This is a genomic window from Hafnia psychrotolerans, assembly GCF_014639435.1.
GTDB lineage: Bacteria > Pseudomonadota > Gammaproteobacteria > Enterobacterales > Enterobacteriaceae > Ewingella > Ewingella psychrotolerans.
In genome coordinates, this window is sequence record NZ_BMFZ01000006.1 from 168,781 (window position 1) to 187,273 (window position 18,493).

Consider the following 18,493-nt stretch of genomic DNA (forward strand, 5'->3'; position numbering starts at 1 on the left):
AAACAGTAAAAAGCCAGTTCATCATGAACTGGCTTTTTCTTTGGTCTTTTCTACACAGAGATCTGCTTTTATTGGTTGTCGTGCTCTTCGATATCTTCCGTGGTGAGAGGGCACTCAAAATCGTCGGGCTTAATCGCTAGCAGATCGCATTTCAGATGGTCGATCACCTGTTCCGTGGTATTACCGAGAAATGCCGCAGACAATCCTGTGCGGCCAATAGTACCGATGACCACAACACCTGCCTGTAAATGTTCTGCAAGGTCAGGGATGACTTCCTCTGGAAGGCCTTTCTCCACATGGGTGAATTTTTCGTCCAGTTGGAATTTCTGCCGCAGGGCTTTCATGGCGATTAAGTGCTGGCCTCGAATAGCGTCGTTATAGACACTCGGATCAAAATCGGGCAACTCGATGGCAATATTGATAGGTGTGACCGGGTAGGCCCCAACCAGATGAACTTCCGTCTGATTGACATGATCCGCCAGTTCGATAGTTTCTTTTACTAATTTGATATTCAGTGGGTCATGGTAGGACTCTTCGCTAGAGAGATTCACCGCGACCAGCGCCTTCCCACTTTCCGGCCATGGCTGGTCTTTTACCATCCACACTGGGCATGGGCACTTGCGCAGTAAATTCCAGTCGGTTGGGGTGAAAATAACAGATTCAAGTCGGTCATGCTGATGCGCCATTTTCAGTAACAGATCGTGCTTAGCGGCGAGCACTTCCAGAATGATGGCTTCGAAAGGTTTGTTATGCCATACCACTTTGATCTCAATCGGAATACCGGCTTCAACATAGTAGTGGCACTGCTCGGCAATCCAGGCCTCACGCTCGGTGATCACGCTTTGTCGCATGGCTAACCGCTCGTCAGGGGAGAGCATGGTGGTCATTTCATAGGAGAAGTCATAAATCGACAGAAAGGCTTTTATGCACCCGCCATTTCTCTGAACCAGATAGACTGCACGACGCAGCGCGGGTTGGTCGTCCTGATTGGGGTCGATTGCGACCAAAATATTCTGATACTTAGCCATGGGCACTCCTTAACATCTGTGATGGAACAGCGTTATAGCTCAGTGTATTAAGTACAGAGTAAACCAAGATTAAGCAATCGGATAGCAGAGAAGTTCAGTCGGATCAACAAATTATTGTTTTGAAAATCCGACCTACTGAGTTATGCGGCGACGGATTGACCCGCCAATTGAGAAAGCAGAGCATGATTCTCAATGGTAATATATTTACCTTTAACGCTAAGCATTTCTGATTTCTGGAAACGCCCCAATAAACGGCTGATGGTTTCTACCGTCAGGCCCAGATAATTACCAATATCGCCACGGGTCATTGTCAGGCGGAATTCGCGCTGAGAGAAGCCACGCTCGGCAAAGCGGCGGGAGAGGTTGTAAATAAATGCAGCCAGTCTCTCTTCTGCATTTTTCTTCGACAGCAGCAGGATCATATCCTGATCGCCTTTAATTTCTCCACTCATCAAACGCATTATTTGCTGACGCAAATTAGGCATTTTCCCTGAGAGATCATCCAGCGTTTCGAAAGGGATTTCACACACCATCGAGGTTTCCAACGCGAGTGCAAAACTTGGGTGTTGTAAGCCACCAATGGCGTCGAATCCGACCAAATCACCTGCAAGATGGAAGCCGGTGATTTGCTCATCGCCTTGCTCTGTAATGGTGTAGCTTTTGATTGTCCCGGAGCGGATGGCATATAGGGATTTCAACGCATCACCTGCTTTGAATAGAGCCTGGCCTTTTTGGATCGGTTTCTTCCTTTCGATAATATTATCGAGCTGATCGAGTTCGTGCTCATTGAGGGTGAAAGGAATACACAGCTGGCTGATACTGCAGTCTTGGCAGTGGATGGCACAACCACCAGATTGGATACGACGAATAATACGTTTTTCCGGGATCATAGGATTCACTCTGGCAATATTGATATGGGTCAATTTTACCATCTTTTGACGGAATTTATAAGTAGGGCAATTAGGCGAAAAGGGCGAACTGATAGAAAATTACGTTTTATTATCAAATTTTATTCTTATTATTTGATCTCGAACGGAAAAAAAAGGATCCATAATCGAAAAAAAATGGGAATAACCTCTGATGCATTAAAAAAGTGAATTTTGTTGATTCACTAAATAACCTTCGTGGATCAGTAACCTTCTTTTTCTCTCCACGCCGCCTGCATATCCGGTCAACGTGCCGTTACTACCGATAACTCGATGACAGGGAACCACCACACTTATCGGATTTGAACCATTAGCCAGCCCGACAGCGCGTGATGCGCCCGGATTACCTAACTGAGCTGCCATCTGTCCGTAAGTCATGACTTTCCCACAGGGAATAGTGCGTAACATCTGCCATACGCGACGCTGGAACTCAGTTCCGGCAGTGGCGACGGGCAGGGTATCAATAGCCTGTAAATCCCCGGAAAAATAATCTTGGATTCGTAGACGAATGTCAGCGTCAACATCCCCCTGATTAAGACAAAAACCTTTTTTTGCGTCGGATTTTGCTTTCTGGTTCACAGCAAGGCTATCTGATACTTCCGCACCATAGTGGCGGACCAGTAGCTGCATCATACGGTGACGGAAATCAGCCCATTCAAGCGCGCGCAAACAGCCCTGAATGTCAGTGACAATTTCCAGCTCTCCAAGCGGAGTCTCAATGGATTCACTCACTAATGTCAGCATCAGAACTCTCCAAAAAACCAGCAAGCATTATTACATGGAGCAAGCAGAATTTCGACTTTAATACCCAACACCGGTGCAACCCCTTACAATATGACACTTGTTTAGATTTCATTTGGTTTTCGTTTACTTATCAGGATATGTAATGCTGCCAGAATCGCTTGGGTTTCCACTGGAAACGACTGTTGTTTTTATTGTTGTTGCCGTTTGTGCACTGCTAATTGACATTTTTGCTCACCGCAGCCACAAGCCAATTGGCTTGAAGAGTGCGTCTATATGGACACTTTTCTGGATCTTGGTGTCACTCTCTTTTGCTGGTTTCCTCTATTTCCATCACGGCAAAGAAGTCGCCAGTTTGTTCCTGACCGGGTATGCCCTCGAGCAAGTATTATCGATAGATAACCTATTCGTGATTATGGCGATTTTCGCCTGGTTTAAAGTCCCGGACGGCTATCGCCACCGAATTCTCTATTGGGGTGTGATCGGCGCCATCGTGTTCCGAGGCATTTTTGTGGTGATCGGCACCAGCTTGCTGGCGCTCGGTCCATGGGTGGAAATGGTGTTTGCGGTGATTATTCTGTGGACGGCTATTTTGATGATGCGCGCCGGAGATGACGACGACGCTTCCGACGATTATTCCGACCACATCGCCAACCGCTTAGTCCGCCGTTTCTTTCCGGTTTATCCGAAACTCATCGGCGCGCACTTCCTGGTCAACAGCCAGCAAATCGAAGCTGAACTAGCGAAAACGGAGAACCAAGACTTCAGTTTTCAGGTTAAGAAGGGTGTCCGTTATGCTACGCCGCTACTGCTGTGCATTGCCGTCGTGGAGATTTCAGACCTGATGTTTGCGTTCGACAGCGTACCTGCGGTGATCGCCGTCAGTCGAGAGCCGCTGATTGTTTATTCGGCCATGATGTTTGCGGTCCTGGGCCTGCGTACGATGTACTTCGTGCTCGAGGCGCTGCGTAAATATCTGCGCCACCTTGAGAAATCGGTGATCTTCCTACTGTTCTTTGTGGCAGCCAAACTGGCTTTAAACTCCAGCGATCATCTTTGGCACCACGGCTATAACATCAGTGCGCTGGCCAGCTTGTATGTGGTGCTCGGTGTACTGGCGTTAGGTATTGTCGCCAGCCTGCTGTTCCCCGGTGATAAAAAAGCGGACAAATAAAAACGTCCCTATCATAGAAAAATTCACAAAAAAAGCGGGACGCAATAAGGCGTCCCGCTTTACGTTTGAATATTTAGGAACTACACATGCCCTTCATTATCCTGCTCCACAGCCTCATGTAGACGCTCCAGAATATCAGGGAAGGCGGATTGCACACGGCTCCAGCTTGGAATGAATGGCTTTTCGCTCGGTGTGTCCACAAATGCCTGACCGGCCTCCATAATCGCTCCAGAGAATAATTCTACCGCCGATTCTTCACTATGACGATCAAACGAAAGGCCATTCATCTTGGCGTCATGCTCAAAGGCATCAATCATATCCAAGGCTTTACGGTAGTAGGTCGCTTTCAGAATACGGAAAGACTCGCTGGTGATCCCCACACCAAGGATAGCCATTTTACGGTACAGCGCTTTGGTGATATCAATGCTCATTCGCTGCAAACCGTTGCTGGCATCCTCTTCAGACATCGGCTGATGTTTGTGATCGTAGTTATTGGCAATATCAACCTGACAAATTCGTTTGGTGGCGGTATTACGGTGTAATTCCGATAGCACGCCAATCTCGAGCCCCCAGTCACTTGGAATGCGCAAGTCATTTAGCACATCAGTACGCATCGCGAACTCACCGGAAAGGGGGTAACGAAATGAGCGCAGATATTCGAGAAAGTCTGAATGCCCATAAACGATTTGCAAGGATTTCAGCAGTGGGAAGACCAACAGTCGGCCTACGCGCCCATTGAATTTACCTTCCGCAACGCGGGCGTAATACCCCTTACAAAAGTCGTAATGGAAGTTCGGATTCGCAACCGGATACATCAAACGGGCCAACATATCACGACTATAGGTGACAATGTCACAATCATGCAGGCCAACGACCGAAGTACGACGTGACGACAAGGTGTAACCCACGCAGAACCACACATTACGGCCTTTGCCGGGTTCCATCGGCGACAATCCTTTTTTTTGCAACTCCTGATCCAGCGCCGTCAGGCGTGGGCCATCGTTCCATAAAATACGGTGACGTTGTGGTAAACGGGAAAAGAATTCCCTGGCAAACAAAAACTGATCGCGGTCAGCGCGATCCAGACCAATCACAATTTCTTCGAGATAGGGGACTTTGCTCAGTTCATCGACAATGTTGCTCAGTGCCGGACCTTCAAGCTCTGAAAACAGCGAAGGCAGGATCAGTCCCATCGTTCGGCGACCGGAAAACACCTGAAGGTCATATTCCAACTCTTCTGTTTTACGGTTAGTTAAATTATGGAAATTAGTAATGACACCATCCTGATAAAAGTCGCTCATTTGCTACTCTCCAATTTTAGTTTTAGTAAAATTCCCGAAACCAAAGTGATACAACAACGGCTTATCCCTTAAGACAGCTTTATTTTCACTTAATCGCTATAAAATGATCCAACCCTTGTCGCCAACCTTCCGGACCATGTCGCGTAGTGCGGTAAACATTTCGATCTTCTTTGTTCAGCGGCATATCCTGATCGTGATGGCCTAAAATCACCACCGCAAAATCCACCGCTTCGAGCATCGAAATATCATTAGGACCATCGCCCAGACCGAGAGTGACCATCGCTTGGTCTCGCTGTTGTTGATACTGTTCAGCCAGCCAGCGGACCGCCTGGCCTTTACCTGCGTCCTGACCCATAACATGCCAAAACCTTCCACCACGAGTCAGCGCCAGTCCTTCTTCTCTCAACAACTTTTCCATGCGGGAAAAATCCAGAGTATTGCCGAACCACATAAGCGGTTCAGAAGCATCACGCTGCATCGCCAACCTCGCATTCGTCAGTGTCAGACCTGTCCAGTCAGCCACCTGCTGAGGCGTAACATCGCCGAATCCACGAAACTCAAAATCGTAACGTTTACGCAGGTCCACAAGGACATCGCGGATATGTTGATAGTCAGCCCCAATCAGGTGATGAGCGGGGTTGTCACCACCTGCCAGCTGAATTAGCGCGCCATTTTCAGCAATAAATGGCAGATGATTTAGCTTCAGAGTGTGTTGTAATGCTGAGACTTCCGCTGAGGTTTTACTGGTCGTTATGATCACCGGAATATTATGTTCTGCCAGTTGGTCAAGCCACCCTTGTGCGGGTGCCCAACTGTAATCATGGTGGTCAAGCAGTGAACCATCAAGGTCGGTAAAAACAATCAGAGGATCATCAAGATAAGGCATTATTTCTCCTCAATTCTATTAAGGAACCTAATATAACCAATGAGGATTATTTCCTGTTCCAGTCAATCAGTATATACGGAAAAATCAGATTCATGGGTTGCGACCCAGTGACACCACATGTTAGTCGAATGGTTTCAGCTCCCATTCTTGCAGCCAGTTGCTAGCGTCGCTGGCTTAAGCAGGATCCTGCCAGTGCACACATTTTCAGGTAAAATCGTGCGGTAATAGGAAGAAGATGCGGGTCAAGTCTTGTTGTTGGTCTGTGGTTTAAGTTATTTCAATTACTGTTCGTACACTTTTTTCCGGCTCTTTGCACACCGTTAGTTTTTTAAGCGAGTTATTCATGTCTGATTTACAACATCCCGGCTTTCGACAAGCGATACGTCTGGTCTGCGTCATTGTCGGTGTCACGCTGCTGGCATCTTGTGACAACGTCACGAAAAAAACACCAAATACGTTAGTCATTGAAGGCAAAACCATGGGGACGTTCTACCGCGTTAGCCTGGCGGGTGTCGATAACAGCCGAGAAGCCGCACTGCGTCAGCAAATCGAAGCACAACTCGCAGAGGACGACCATCAGCTTTCAACCTATAAAGACGATTCAGTTCTGTCTCGTTTCAACCAATATCAGGGCAGTGTGCCGCAACCCATCAGTGCTGGCATGGCAGACATTATCGTGACATCGTTGCGCATCGGGCAAAAAACCTCAGGCGCGATGGATATCACCGTCGGTCCACTGGTTAACCTGTGGGGGTTTGGTCCGCAGAAACAGCCTATCAAGACACCGACTGACGCCCAGATTGACGCAGCCCGTCAGCAAATAGGGTTACAGCATCTGCGAGTGATTCAGCAAGAAGACGGTCAGTATCTGCAAAAAGATCTGCCGAATATGTATGTTGACCTATCAACCGTGGGCGAAGGTTACGCGACGGACCACCTGGCGCGGCTAATTGAAGGCAACGGCATCAGCAATTATCTGGTATCGGTGGGCGGCGCAGTGGTTTCCCGGGGCTATAACGCCAAAGGAAATCCGTGGCAGGTGGCGATCCAGAAACCAACCGATAAAGAGTCCGCGGTGCAGGCTATTGTAGACTTGCAGGGCATGGGCATCAGCACATCGGGCAGTTACCGAAACTATTACGAACTGGATGGCAAACGCCTGTCACATATTATCGATCCGGCGACCGGCCACCCGATTACCCATAAGCTGGTTTCTGCCACAGTGATTGCGTCTACGGCGCTGGAAGCTGACGGCTGGGACACCGGACTGATGGTATTGGGCACGAAAAAGGCCATGGCTCTGGCCGAAAAAGAACACCTGGCAGTCTATCTGATCACCAAAAAAGGGGACAGTTTTGAGGTCCACATGACGCCGCAATTTAAAGCCTATCTACGTAAGCCTGAATAATCAGTTTGCGGCACGGTTTCAGAGTGTGGATACCTGAAACCGTGCCGAAGATTTGCAGCCATAAGTTACTGTTTCGTGCTGCTGATTAACTCGAACAAAACCACGGTGCGCGACGGGCAGATATATTCTCGACCAAAATCGAAATTATGCTCGTTAACGTCATCCGGCTGGAAGGTATCGAGGATATGTCGCCAGCTTTCGCCATGTGCCACCGAGGGTAGGCTAAACATGACTTCTTCATGTGATGCGTTGAACAGTAGCAATACGGTGCTTAGCGAACCATAGCGTAGCAGCCCGGTGGGCTGTGCACGGCCATCAAGAAGCATGGCGATACTTTTGGCGTGTGGATCAGCCCAAGCCTCTTCGCTCATCTCATCGCCGCGCGGCTGAAACCAGCTGACATCCTTTACGTTGAGTTTTTCATGTACCGCACCGGTAAGAAAACGACCACGGTGGAGAATGGGGAACCGCTTTCTCAGCGCAATCAGCCGGTAGGTAAACAGGAGCATCGATTTGCCTTTTGCTTCGATAGCCCAGTTCACCCAAGCGATGTCGGTATCCTGACAATAGGCATTGTTATTGCCGTTTTGGGAGCGCGCAAACTCATCGCCAGCCAGCAGCATCGGTGTGCCCTGAGAGAACAGCAATGTTGCCAGCAAGTTTCTCATCTGGCGCTGACGCAACTCGTTGATTGACGGGTCATCAGTCGGCCCTTCAGCCCCGTAGTTGGCTGAAATGTTGTTGTTGCTGCCGTCGTTTCCATCCTCACCGTTAGCTTCGTTATGCTTATTTTCATACGACACCAGATCATTAAGCGTGAAGCCATCGTGCGCGGTGATGAAGTTGACCGAAGCATAAGGCTTCCGCCCGCGATGGTTAAAGATGTCGGCTGAGCCGGAAAGGCGGGTGGCAAACTGCGCCAACTGACCTTCGTCTCCACGCCAGAATTTACGTGCTGAATCCCGGAAACGGTCATTCCATTCGGTCCAACCCGGAGGAAAACCGCCAACCTGATAACCGCCGGGACCGCAATCCCAGGGTTCGGCAATCAGTTTGCACTGACTGAGGATGGGGTCCTGGCGGCACGTGTCGAGGAAACCACAACCTTCGTCAAAACCATAGCTTTCACGTCCGAGAATCGTTGCCAAATCGAAGCGGAAACCGTCCACTTGCATTTCTGTGGCCCAGTAACGCAATGAATCGGTGACCATCTGCAATACCCTTGGGTGGCTGAGATTCAGCGTATTCCCCGTGCCGGTATCATTGATGTAATAGCGCTTATTGTCCGGCATCAGCCGGTAATAACTGGCGTTGTCGATCCCCTTAAACGACAGTGTCGGGCCGAGTTCATTGCCTTCTGCCGTATGGTTGTACACCACGTCGAGGATCACTTCGATCTCTGCGGCATGCAGCGTGGCAATCATCTGCTTAAACTCATTGACCGTATGAGTGGCCATATACTGCGGGTGAGGAGCGAAAAAGCTCAGGGTGTTGTAACCCCAAAAATTGTGCAGACCTTTATCCTGCAGATGGCGGTCGTCGGTAAATGCGTGGATCGGCATCAGCTCGATAGAGGTAATGCCCAGCGATTTTATGTAATCGACAATTTGCGGCGTACTCAACCCGGAGAAGGTCCCTCGCATAGGGTCAGGTACTGCCGGATGCCGCATGGTATAGCCACGCACATGGGTTTCGTAAATTAATGTCTCCTCCCACGGAATATGATTTTTGCGCGAACGCGCCCATGAGAAGGCGGGGTCGATCACCTTGCATTTTGGCAAAAATTCAGCGCTGTCACGGTTATCAATATGCAGATCTTTTTTATCACTTTGTAGGTCATAGGCGAACAGCGCATCATCCCATTTCAGTTCACCCACGATTTGCTTGGCATAAGGGTCAAGCAGTAGTTTGGCTGGGTTGAATCGATGTCCGTCATGCGGTGCATAAGGACCGTGGACGCGGTAGGCATAGAGTAGGCCCGGACGGGCATCCGGCAAATAACCGTGCCATACCTCATCGGTATATTCCGGCAGCTCAATCACGTCGTACTGCTCGCCTGCATCGTTAAATAGACACAGCTCAACTTTGGTGGCATTGGCAGAGAACAGTGCAAAATTGACACCCAGACCGTCCCAGGTGGCGCCGAGCGGAACCGGTAAGCCTTCACGGACGCGAGTTTGATGGTTGGAGTCAAAACCTTTGACAATTTCGCCATCGCTGTATGGATGGATGATCCGCACGCCCGAAGTATCCACAGCGACATCAACCTGAGCGTGGCTGAGCACGCGCTGTGCTGATTCGGGAAGGGCGGCGGTAGGTTTACTGGTTTTTTTGGGTGAAGTTTTTGCCATTCTTGTCGTCACTCCTGAACCTGAGAATCAGAATAAATTCTGAAGAATTATTGAGCCAAGAGCGTTCGTGGCTGAAATCGTGTCTGCACAAACCCATCAAGGAGTGTAGTCGGATTCATATACTTTTGCTTTGCATCGGCTTTTTCGTTACTTTTTTTTTCACCAAAAACTCCCAAGCTAGGCTATAAAATCACTTTGTCGTTATTAAATCAGGAGCCGCCATGAGAATTGCGCTGTTAAGCCACGTCGAACTCGACGCGGGCTATCCCGCACGCTATGAAGAAGCCGGATTCACCCTACATTACGCCACAACGGCGGCCAGTCGTGCCAATATTGACCCGCAATTAGCCGGGCAGATTCGCGCCGTACTGACTATCGGCAGTATCGGGTTGAATGCCGAAGAGATGGATAAACTGCCTAATCTGGAGATCATCTGTGCACAGGGCGTGGGCTTTGAACAAATCGACACCCATGCTGCGGCAATACGGGGGATTACCGTTACTCACGGGCCAGGCACAAATAACGCTGCCGTGGCCGACCACGCGCTAGCGCTGATGTTAGCAATCACGCGTCACATCCCGCAGATGGACGCCGCTGTCCGGCGCGGTGAGTGGACACGTTCGCGGTGGAATGTACCGGGGATGTCAGGCAAAAAAGTGGGCATCATCGGCCTTGGCAATATTGGCGAACAAATTGCCTTACGTTGTGCAGGAGGCTTTAACATGGGTGTGGGTTACCACAACCGAAATCCGCTGGCTGGCAGTCCCTGGCGCTATTTTAAAACTATTACTGAGCTTGCCGAATGGGCAGATTATCTGGTCGTCGCCACACCGGGCGGAAAGGGCACCGTAAAACTGGTGGATTCGGCCGTCTTGCAAGCACTGGGCGAAAGTGGATTCCTAATCAATATTGCACGGGGAAGTGTGGTGGACAGCGCGGCCCTAATTAGCCATCTGCAACATAAACAGATCGCCGGCGCGGCTCTGGATGTCGTGGACGGCGAACCTGCTGTGCCGGTCGACATGCTCGCGTTGACCAATTTGGTCCTCACTCCGCATATTGCCGGACGTTCACCCGAAGCGGTGGACAATATGATGTCCTTGGTGATCAAGAACCTAACTGCGCATTTCGCGGGTCAGCCGGTAGCCACGCCCGTTCCGGCCTGACATCGAGCCCATAAACCGCCAATTCGCGGCGTTTACCCGTTACGGGTGCTTTAGTCGGAAAAAGCATAAGTAACCTTTTTTTCGTATTTGTCCTGCGCTGCAACAGGCCCTAACAATAGGGCTTACGCAAAAAACAGAGGCAGAACACGGTGAATTTCCAACAGCTTAAAATCATTCGCGAATCGGCGAGATGCAACTACAACCTGACGGAAGTTTCCAACATGTTGTTCACTTCGCAATCGGGTGTCAGCCGGCATATTCGCGAACTGGAAGATGAGCTGGGCATGGAGATTTTTATCCGCCGTGGCAAACGGCTGTTGGGCCTGACCGAACCGGGGAAAGCGCTGCTGGTTGTCGCCGAGCGCATTCTTAATGAAGCACAAAATATCCGCCGCTTGGCCGATATTTTTTCCAAAGAAGATGCCGGAGTGCTGACCATAGCCACCACCCACACGCAGGCATGCTACAGTCTGCCCAACGTCATCAAGGCCTTCCGCGCCCTCTATCCCGGTGTACGTCTGGAATTGCAGCAAGGTTCACCACAAGAAGTGCTGGCCATGTTACTGGGCGGACAAGCTGATATTGGCATCGCCAGCGAGCAACTGATAAACGATCCTGCCGTGACAGCGTTTCCTTATTACCGTTGGCACCATGCTATTGTGGTCCCGATCGGACACTCGCTGGCCAATCAGCAGCCGGTGACGCTGCAAAAACTCAGTGAACAATCATTGGTGACCTACCGCCAGGGAATTACCGGCCGTTCGCGCATTGATGAAGCTTTCAGCCGGGCGGCATTAAACCCCGATATTGTACTCAGCGCGCAGGACTCTGACGTGATAAAAACCTATGTCGAATTAGGATTGGGCGTCGGTATTGTCGCTGATAAAGCCTATCACTCTGAGCGCGACAGCGGGTTGACACTGCTTAACGCTGAACATCTGTTCGAAACCAATACCGTCTGGCTTGGGCTCAAAAGGGCGCAACTGCAACGCAATTATGTCTGGCGTTTTATTGAACTCTGTAATCCAGGATTGTCAGTAAGTGAAATCAAAGAGAAGGTTTTTGCCCAACCGCAAGGGAGCGAGGTCGTCATTGATTATCAGATTTGAAGGATCATCTACGAGCGCTTGCCAGATGCCGTTAAAGATAAAGGCGCAGCACCTAGGCTGCGCCTTTATCACAACATCACTTGATCATTACTGGGCGGGTGCATCCTGACTGGTGCCGGTTTTGGCACTGTCATCCACACTATCAGACGTTTTGGTGTAGATAATTTTCTGTGTGTCGTTCTGGCAATGACCGACTACCTGACCACCGGCCTGATCGGCTTGATCGTTGGCAACAATATCCAATTTAAAATTAGACTCCGGTAAGCCATTCGCGACGATTTTCTGAGTGATATCGGCTTTAACGGTTTCACATGAAGCCTGAACCGCCAAAGGGGCAAGGGCCAGAATGGCCAGTCCTGCTAACAGTGTTTTTTTCATCATCCAATCCTTTTATGACTTTTTCGCAATGAGAAAGACCGCATTAAACAGTTTAGCAGTTAAGACCAGACAAAGAGATCCTGAAAGCATCTTTGTGCTGAAAAACCCGGTTACGGCGCTAACAGTTGGCGGCCCGTACGACGGTCGAGACAGCGCTCCGTATTGGGCTCCCAATACGCATTCAGGTTCTGGCTGGCCTGGCATTTGTCACGTAAATCAACGGCCTGATCGAACTTGTTGAAGCTCTTGGTGGCGCGCTGGTTAATGGCGTGGCGCAATTGCTGCGTATCATTCCACTGTTCTTTGCTCTGGCGTGCATTTTCATTATTCATTGCGTCATTACCTGAACCACTGAACACGCAGGTACCTCCCGCGCAATTAGTGGCAGCTTGTGCCGAAACCTGCCAACTTGCCGCCATGACCAGCAAGGCGACCGGTAACAACCGGCGAGTCATTCGGGTCATAAACATTGTATTCATTAGCTCTTCCTTATAGGTTTACACATCGCTCAAGCGAATACTTAAATTATACCATCGTCACCATGAACGTCACCCTTTGACATCCATGTGGTTGCTTTCTGATTGAGCTACGGGCGACAAATCTCACTATGATCAAAACATCTTTGCTTTTTTTCGTGACGGCGCTGGCGGAAATTATCGGTTGTTTCCTGCCTTTTTTATGGCTGCGAAAGGGTGCCAGCGCTTGGTTACTGTTTCCTGCGGCATTGAGTCTGGCGCTGTTTGTCTGGTTGCTGACATTACATCCCGCGGCAAGCGGGCGAGTATATGCGGGTTATGGCGGCGTATATGTGGTGACCGCGATGATGTGGCTGCACTTTGTTGATGGCGTTAAACTCAGCCACACCGACTGGCTGGGCGCAGGTGTAGTATTGGTCGGAATGCTCATCATTGTTTACGGCTGGAAAGCGAGTTAATGGTGATATTGCATTCTGACACTGAGTAAAAACGTTATACGACAATCACCGGGAACACTGTCGGGGATGAACCCCGACAGTGTTTATGAAGAAATGGCGAGGGCTTACCGAGACATCATCATGGTCTACTGATGATATTTCTGGGGAGCCCTCAGGACACAAGGCGCTTTTTTTAGCAAAGAAAGAAAGGCCATCAGGCGTCACGGTGAACCTGCAAACCCGCCAGAGACTGGCTTACTGGCATCATTTCAATACTGTTGATGTTGACGTGAGCGGGCAGCGTTGATACCCAGAATACCGATTCAGCGACGTCAGCCGCGGTCAGCGGATTGGTATTATCGTAGGTTTTACTGGCTTTATCGTCATCGCCCTTAAAACGCACATTGGAAAACTCAGTTCCCCCGCACAGACCCGGTTCGATATTAGTGACGCGAACGTGAGTACCGTGTAAATCTGAACGCAGGTTATAACTGAACTGACGCACAAAAGCTTTGGTTGCGCCATAAACGTTGCCGCCAGCATACGGCCAGTTCCCGGCCGTTGAGCCGATGTTGATGATGTGCCCAACGTTACGTTCAACCATGCCCGGCAGCACGGCACGAGTCATGTACACCAGGCCTTTCGCATTGGTGTCGATCATGTTTTCCCAATCATCCAGATCGGCTTTATCGGCTTTTTCCAGACCCAGTGCCAGACCGGCGTTGTTGACTAACACGTCAATATTGCGCCATTCAGCAGGCAGTGCGGCTATAGCTTTTTCAATAGAGGCGCGGTTGGTTACGTCGAGTTGCACCACGTACAGCGCATCTCCCAGCTCTTGTTTCAAATTCTCCAGACGCTCTTTACGGCGACCGCTGGCGACCACTTTATGACCTGACTTGACAAATCTACGCGCGATTTCAGCACCAAAGCCAGCGGTTGCGCCGGTTACAAAAATAATCATTCCAATATTCCTCAATAGTTTTCGCTTTAATATGTGAAGCTGCACTCAGTATTAACATAAAAAACTGAAAACCGGCAGTACTACACCGGTTTTCAGACTGGGTTATCTATTTCTTCAGATAGGGCGCAATAAGTGAGAGATCGGCCTTAGATAACCGGTCTGATGCGGTCCATGCCTGGTGCCAGTAGGGATAGATCAACGGTAATTGACTCACGTCGTCCAGACGCTGGATCTCATGCTGACTCAGGGTCAGATCGGCAGATTTCAGGTTATCTTTAAGCTGATCTTCGCTGCGCGCACCAACAATCACTGAGCTGACGACCGGACGCGAAATCAGCCAAGCCAGTGCGATTTGTGCCGCCGAGACGCCACGTGATTCAGCGATCTCAACCAGGACATCGACAATGTTATACAGCGCATCTTCATCACGGACCGGAGGTTCTCCCCAATCAGCGAGATGGCGGGTACCTTCGGGCTTAGCCTGATTACGACGATACTTCCCTGACAGCAAACCGCCAGCCAGCGGACTCCAGACCAGAACGCCTAACCCCTGATCGTGACTGACCGGCAGTAATTCGTACTCCGCTTCACGTGCCTGTAAGGTGTAGTGGATCTGTTGGCTGACTGGACGAATATAGTGGTTGGCCTGTGCCACACCGAGTGTTTTCATGATGTGCCAGGCGGAAAAATTAGACACGCCGATATAGCGCACTTTGCCACTGCTGACTAAATCATCCAGAGCACGAAGCGTTTCATCGATTGGCGTCTGACCGTCCCATTGGTGAAGTTGATAAAGATCGAGATAATCGGTGCCGAGGCGCTTAAGGCTGGCTTCACATGCGCGAATAATATGGTGGCGTGAGGAGCCGCGATCGTTCGGGCCTTCGCCCATTGGGAAGCGAGCCTTACTCGCCACCAACACGTCGTGGCGTTTTTCGCCCAATGCTTTGCCGAGAATCTCTTCCGACAGGCCGCCCGAGTAAACATCCGCGGTATCAAATAGATTGATCCCCGCATCGATACATAAACCAATCTGACGTTTGGCCGTTTCGGTGTCAGTCTGCCCTGTTTTGGCGAACTTCCCCTGACCTCCAAACGTCATCGTGCCCAGACTGAGAACGGACACTTTCAGGCCAGAGTGGCCTAGTTGGCGGTATTCCATTGCTTGTCTCCTTCACGAACGTTAATAAAGCACAGCGTCGACGACGCCAAGGCTTTTCATAAAAACGCTCCCGCCGCCTTAAAAGCAAGGTGAGGTGGCCGGGAGTGCCAGGTCATTTTCATCGTAGCAACAGTGTTAGCACTGTCATGATTTGAGTTTCACATCAAACTTACCCGCCTGATAATCAAGGATAGCTTGATTGATCTCCTCCACGCTGTTCATCACGAACGGACCGTGTGACACAACCGGCTCATTGATTTTATCGCCGTGACCAAACAAGAAAACTGCATCATCAACAGCGGTAATGGTCACGCTGTCGTCACTGTTATCAAGATCAATCAAATGCCAGGCATGTGCCTCTTCGCCATCAATGCTCAGACGACCTTTGACGGTATACAGGAAAACCTGACGCTCAGCGGGAGCAGGGAGAGTCACTTCAGCACCTGCACTGAGTTGACCGGTCATCATAACGATACCGGTTAAAGAAGAAATGGGCCCAGTCATACCGGACAAACTACCGGAAACCAGACTGATTGAACCATGTCCCTTGCTGAGAGGAATAGTCGGGATCTCATCAGATTGTAGGCCAACATAGTGGGGCGAGGTCATTTTCAGATAAGACGGCAAGTTAATCCACAGCTGCAAAATTTCCAGTTCTCCGCCACTGCGTTTGAATGATTCTGGTGAAAGTTCGGCATGAATCAGCCCGGAACCCGCCGTCATCCACTGCACACCGCCGGTGCCGATGATGCTCTCGTGACCGCCTGTATCACTGTGCGACAGCTCACCGCGCAGTATAAATGTGACGGTTTCAAAACCGCGATGTGGATGTGGACCAAAAGGGAGCCCGAGATTATCCGGAGCATAAACTTGTGGGCCATGATGGTTAAGAAACAGAAAAGGGTCCAGATTTTCGATCTGAGGACCTGGGACTGGGCGGCGGGTTTGCAGATCGCGGATATCATCGCGGTAGGCTTTATACTGTTGGGTTATTTTACGGGTCATCGGGAAGCTCCGAAAAAGAGGTCTGTTGATTCTCAATATAGTGATCAGACTACCTTTTCACGACGCATGTGTCACAGTGGAATGTTATCGAAATGTCATAAAATTCAGAGGAATCAAAGGGCGCAGAAGGTTACGCCCACATAAAAAATTAAATGACTTTTGAGGAAAAATCTTTTTTCACTTCACTTTCAATATAGGTGTTCAGTCCCCAGCCAGTAAGAGCCAGTTCTTTCATCTTTTCCAGATGTTCCGGGCCAGGATGGCGGATGTCGTAAAGGTATACATGATGGTCTTTGAAGCGAACTTTCATCGAATTACTTTCAATCTGGAAACCCGTAACAGCAGAGTCACCGCTTTTGTTGGCGTAATTTTCCATGTTCAATCCTTTTTTGATCAATAGACACTCTGACTATTAACCATTTTCAGCGACCGCATTTATGGTGAAGGCTCACATAATCAGCGATTGACTAGAAATGAGGGCAGGGAGTTCAAATAGATCAGCAGAGATCGTTGCCGATCTTGGCTTTGGTTTCCAGGCGCAATCCATTGTTGAATGACTGACTTCAGTCTTGTCGTCATCAAGCGCATGAGTTGCTAGCTTCGATAATAATGGTGTCACCATAACGTTTCTTAACCAAAATTCACGGGCCATTTTGCTTATCACATTAAAGAAAGTGCACAGGTAAGGTTATTCAATGAAGGAATGATTAATTCTCAATTAAATCAGTTAGATGAATAGAGGATGTCGGACTGATATAAACAGTTTAATCTCCGGCAACTGACAGTTGAGTGGACGGCGATGACAACGATGACATAAAGACAGAATCGTGCTGGACAAAAGAGGCGTGATTTGAGCATTTCTGGCGGGTAATGACACTGCCAGAAATTCAGATTTAACGTAGCGACGTCAACGAAGATCAGCATTATCGAAGAGCAAATAACAATCCTGGTCTGGAGATCCTCCTGATGTTTTCATCAGCAAAACCAGACGGGTAAGGGTAAGAACAGGTTGGATAGAGGCTATTTAAACAGCATTAATTCAATTTAACATAATATACATTATGCGCACCGAGATGGAGATAGGTAAAATCTGGGGTTTTGGCGCTGTCATTGTGTTGCTCGCAGATCTGCCGTTTTGCGACAGCATTTTAATCGCAGTCCGTAAGTGATTATGCAAAGCGGATTGCTATGCTGATACCTCACCCGTTGAAACGTAACAAAACATCTGGATGACACAGACTGGATGAATTTTGTTTAGCGGAGACGCCGGGCAAAAAATCCCAGCGCTCACTGAATCAGATCCCTGTTTAGCAGCAACTCTGCGATCAACATTTCACACAGACCTTCGCTGCTAAATTTCTGAATATCAAGAAAAGGCAGAATCTATAACTTATTTATCACGGTTAACATCATCAGATTTGATGCTTTCAGCGAGTTCTTTCTCCAGCGATGTAATGTATTTTTTAACCAGTTCGTAGTTCTGTCGTCCGTTGCCATTACTTTTCCAGGTGTCTCTTTCCCGGCGAGCCCGTTTTAAATCGAACTCGATGTTCTCAACTGTGCGTGTCATTTCTTACTACTCCTAAAGGACAAATACTTATGTTTCGCTGACGTTGTCAGGGAGACGATTATCACATCAATTTAATGAATCACGTAGTATTAACACAAGACATGCCAAACGGCACGTCCCTGCCCTTTACCACTTTGCCCACGAGTTCCTTGTAAAGCTGTTTATGCTTTCTTTTTTTCAATCAGTGAATCGTTACTCATCACCATATCGATGAAATTATCACGAATTAAATCCGCTATGCGTTCATCCCAGGCAATGCCCACTTTCCAACTGACAAAACTCCCCGTTAAGGGGATGCGGTTAATCGTAGTTGGAGCGATATGCACAATACTCTCCGGCAAGATTGCCACGCCAATACCGGCAATAACCAGCGCCAGGTACCACATTCTGACCGAGCGTCAAGGCTACGAA

Annotated in this window: 18 protein-coding genes and 1 pseudogene; 5 read left to right on the top strand and 14 right to left on the bottom strand. The window is 49.2% G+C overall.

The features are described 5' to 3' along the window. Positions 1–68: 68 nt before the first annotated feature. The 3 genes from uspE to ogt all read right to left on the bottom strand — a co-directional run bounded on the left by uspE (position 69) and on the right by ogt (position 2,698). Complete coding sequence (uspE, locus tag IEV89_RS12635; protein ID WP_188473874.1) at positions 69–1,028, bottom strand: universal stress protein UspE; 960 nt, start codon at positions 1,026–1,028, stop codon at positions 69–71. A gap of 140 nt (positions 1,029–1,168) precedes the next feature. Further along, on the bottom strand, positions 1,169–1,918 hold the full coding sequence (gene fnr, locus IEV89_RS12640) for a fumarate/nitrate reduction transcriptional regulator Fnr (protein WP_188473997.1): 750 nt from the start codon (positions 1,916–1,918) through the stop codon (positions 1,169–1,171). A 195-nt stretch (positions 1,919–2,113) separates the two neighbouring features. Beyond that, positions 2,114–2,698 carry a methylated-DNA--[protein]-cysteine S-methyltransferase gene (gene ogt, locus IEV89_RS12645; protein ID WP_188473875.1) on the bottom strand — a complete coding sequence of 195 codons (585 nt, stop codon included), beginning with the start codon at positions 2,696–2,698 and terminating at the stop codon, positions 2,114–2,116. Between the two features lie 142 nt (positions 2,699–2,840). Here ogt and IEV89_RS12650 point away from each other — a divergent pair, with 142 nt between their 5' ends. Then, on the top strand, positions 2,841–3,869 hold the full coding sequence (locus IEV89_RS12650; protein ID WP_188473876.1) for a TerC/Alx family metal homeostasis membrane protein: 1,029 nt from the start codon (positions 2,841–2,843) through the stop codon (positions 3,867–3,869). A gap of 80 nt (positions 3,870–3,949) precedes the next feature. Here IEV89_RS12650 and IEV89_RS12655 read toward each other — a convergent pair whose 3' ends face one another. Both IEV89_RS12655 and IEV89_RS12660 read right to left on the bottom strand, forming a co-directional pair. Continuing rightward, complete coding sequence (locus IEV89_RS12655; protein ID WP_188473877.1) at positions 3,950–5,170, bottom strand: glycosyltransferase family protein; 1,221 nt, start codon at positions 5,168–5,170, stop codon at positions 3,950–3,952. 85 nt (positions 5,171–5,255) lie between these two features. Further along, positions 5,256–6,056: a mannosyl-3-phosphoglycerate phosphatase-related protein gene (locus tag IEV89_RS12660; RefSeq protein ID WP_188473878.1), complete on the bottom strand. Its 801-nt coding sequence runs from the start codon at positions 6,054–6,056 to the stop codon at positions 5,256–5,258. A gap of 343 nt (positions 6,057–6,399) precedes the next feature. On the opposite strand from IEV89_RS12660, the gene apbE reads away from it, so the two are divergent. Continuing rightward, entirely contained in the window at positions 6,400–7,464 is a 1,065-nt protein-coding gene (gene apbE, locus IEV89_RS12665) for an FAD:protein FMN transferase ApbE (RefSeq protein ID WP_188473879.1), read from the top strand. A gap of 65 nt (positions 7,465–7,529) precedes the next feature. On the opposite strand, the gene glgX is transcribed toward apbE, so the two are convergent. Further along, the gene (gene glgX / locus IEV89_RS12670; RefSeq protein WP_188473880.1) at positions 7,530–9,815 is read right to left on the bottom strand and encodes a glycogen debranching protein GlgX; all 2,286 of its coding nucleotides are present in this window, start codon (positions 9,813–9,815) and stop codon (positions 7,530–7,532) included. A gap of 221 nt (positions 9,816–10,036) precedes the next feature. Between glgX and IEV89_RS12675 the strand changes: the two genes are divergently transcribed. Both IEV89_RS12675 and cbl read left to right on the top strand, forming a co-directional pair. Continuing rightward, on the top strand, positions 10,037–10,981 hold the full coding sequence (locus tag IEV89_RS12675) for a 2-hydroxyacid dehydrogenase (RefSeq protein ID WP_188473881.1): 945 nt from the start codon (positions 10,037–10,039) through the stop codon (positions 10,979–10,981). Between the two features lie 149 nt (positions 10,982–11,130). Then, entirely contained in the window at positions 11,131–12,090 is a 960-nt protein-coding gene (gene cbl / locus IEV89_RS12680) for an HTH-type transcriptional regulator Cbl (RefSeq protein ID WP_188473882.1), read from the top strand. 87 nt (positions 12,091–12,177) lie between these two features. On the opposite strand, the gene IEV89_RS12685 is transcribed toward cbl, so the two are convergent. Next, the gene (locus IEV89_RS12685) at positions 12,178–12,468 is read right to left on the bottom strand and encodes a DUF1161 domain-containing protein (RefSeq protein ID WP_188473883.1); all 291 of its coding nucleotides are present in this window, start codon (positions 12,466–12,468) and stop codon (positions 12,178–12,180) included. 110 nt (positions 12,469–12,578) lie between these two features. After that, positions 12,579–12,947, bottom strand: coding sequence for a DUF1283 family protein (locus IEV89_RS12690; protein ID WP_188473884.1), 369 nt, complete (start codon positions 12,945–12,947; stop codon positions 12,579–12,581). Positions 12,948–13,075: 128 nt separating this feature from the next. Between IEV89_RS12690 and IEV89_RS12695 the strand changes: the two genes are divergently transcribed. Next, the gene (locus tag IEV89_RS12695; RefSeq protein WP_188473885.1) at positions 13,076–13,402 is read left to right on the top strand and encodes a YnfA family protein; all 327 of its coding nucleotides are present in this window, start codon (positions 13,076–13,078) and stop codon (positions 13,400–13,402) included. Between the two features lie 193 nt (positions 13,403–13,595). Here IEV89_RS12695 and ydfG read toward each other — a convergent pair whose 3' ends face one another. The 6 genes and pseudogenes from ydfG to IEV89_RS12725 form a co-directional block, all read right to left on the bottom strand. Further along, positions 13,596–14,345 carry a bifunctional NADP-dependent 3-hydroxy acid dehydrogenase/3-hydroxypropionate dehydrogenase YdfG gene (gene ydfG, locus IEV89_RS12700; protein WP_188473886.1) on the bottom strand — a complete coding sequence of 250 codons (750 nt, stop codon included), beginning with the start codon at positions 14,343–14,345 and terminating at the stop codon, positions 13,596–13,598. A 106-nt stretch (positions 14,346–14,451) separates the two neighbouring features. Next, positions 14,452–15,507 carry an aldo/keto reductase gene (locus IEV89_RS12705; protein ID WP_188473887.1) on the bottom strand — a complete coding sequence of 352 codons (1,056 nt, stop codon included), beginning with the start codon at positions 15,505–15,507 and terminating at the stop codon, positions 14,452–14,454. 144 nt (positions 15,508–15,651) lie between these two features. Continuing rightward, the gene (locus IEV89_RS12710; protein ID WP_188473888.1) at positions 15,652–16,512 is read right to left on the bottom strand and encodes a pirin family protein; all 861 of its coding nucleotides are present in this window, start codon (positions 16,510–16,512) and stop codon (positions 15,652–15,654) included. A 148-nt stretch (positions 16,513–16,660) separates the two neighbouring features. Continuing rightward, positions 16,661–16,888, bottom strand: a complete 228-nt coding sequence (locus tag IEV89_RS12715; protein ID WP_188473889.1) for a hypothetical protein — start codon at positions 16,886–16,888, stop codon at positions 16,661–16,663. Positions 16,889–17,902: 1,014 nt separating this feature from the next. Continuing rightward, positions 17,903–18,082 carry a hypothetical protein gene (locus IEV89_RS12720; RefSeq protein WP_188473890.1) on the bottom strand — a complete coding sequence of 60 codons (180 nt, stop codon included), beginning with the start codon at positions 18,080–18,082 and terminating at the stop codon, positions 17,903–17,905. 161 nt (positions 18,083–18,243) lie between these two features. Further along, a pseudogene (locus IEV89_RS12725) lies at positions 18,244–18,459 on the bottom strand (LysR family transcriptional regulator); the annotation flags it as partial. Positions 18,460–18,493 lie beyond the last annotated feature (34 nt).

Excerpts from the sequence above, each read along its gene's own strand:
- uspE (WP_188473874.1), bottom strand. The coding sequence starts at position 1,028 with ATGGCTAAGTATCAGAATATTTTGGTCGCAATCGACCCCAATCAGGAC.
- fnr (WP_188473997.1), bottom strand. The coding sequence starts at position 1,918 with ATGATCCCGGAAAAACGTATTATTCGTCGTATCCAATCTGGTGGTTGT.
- ogt (WP_188473875.1), bottom strand. The coding sequence starts at position 2,698 with ATGCTGACATTAGTGAGTGAATCCATTGAGACTCCGCTTGGAGAGCTG.
- IEV89_RS12650 (WP_188473876.1), top strand. The coding sequence starts at position 2,841 with ATGCTGCCAGAATCGCTTGGGTTTCCACTGGAAACGACTGTTGTTTTT.
- IEV89_RS12655 (WP_188473877.1), bottom strand. The coding sequence starts at position 5,170 with ATGAGCGACTTTTATCAGGATGGTGTCATTACTAATTTCCATAATTTA.
- IEV89_RS12660 (WP_188473878.1), bottom strand. The coding sequence starts at position 6,056 with ATGCCTTATCTTGATGATCCTCTGATTGTTTTTACCGACCTTGATGGT.
- apbE (WP_188473879.1), top strand. The coding sequence starts at position 6,400 with ATGTCTGATTTACAACATCCCGGCTTTCGACAAGCGATACGTCTGGTC.
- glgX (WP_188473880.1), bottom strand. The coding sequence starts at position 9,815 with ATGGCAAAAACTTCACCCAAAAAAACCAGTAAACCTACCGCCGCCCTT.
- IEV89_RS12675 (WP_188473881.1), top strand. The coding sequence starts at position 10,037 with ATGAGAATTGCGCTGTTAAGCCACGTCGAACTCGACGCGGGCTATCCC.
- IEV89_RS12685 (WP_188473883.1), bottom strand. The coding sequence starts at position 12,468 with ATGAAAAAAACACTGTTAGCAGGACTGGCCATTCTGGCCCTTGCCCCT.
- IEV89_RS12690 (WP_188473884.1), bottom strand. The coding sequence starts at position 12,947 with ATGAATACAATGTTTATGACCCGAATGACTCGCCGGTTGTTACCGGTC.
- IEV89_RS12695 (WP_188473885.1), top strand. The coding sequence starts at position 13,076 with ATGATCAAAACATCTTTGCTTTTTTTCGTGACGGCGCTGGCGGAAATT.
- ydfG (WP_188473886.1), bottom strand. The coding sequence starts at position 14,345 with ATGATTATTTTTGTAACCGGCGCAACCGCTGGCTTTGGTGCTGAAATC.
- IEV89_RS12705 (WP_188473887.1), bottom strand. The coding sequence starts at position 15,507 with ATGGAATACCGCCAACTAGGCCACTCTGGCCTGAAAGTGTCCGTTCTC.
- IEV89_RS12710 (WP_188473888.1), bottom strand. The coding sequence starts at position 16,512 with ATGACCCGTAAAATAACCCAACAGTATAAAGCCTACCGCGATGATATC.
- IEV89_RS12715 (WP_188473889.1), bottom strand. The coding sequence starts at position 16,888 with ATGGAAAATTACGCCAACAAAAGCGGTGACTCTGCTGTTACGGGTTTC.
- IEV89_RS12720 (WP_188473890.1), bottom strand. The coding sequence starts at position 18,082 with ATGACACGCACAGTTGAGAACATCGAGTTCGATTTAAAACGGGCTCGC.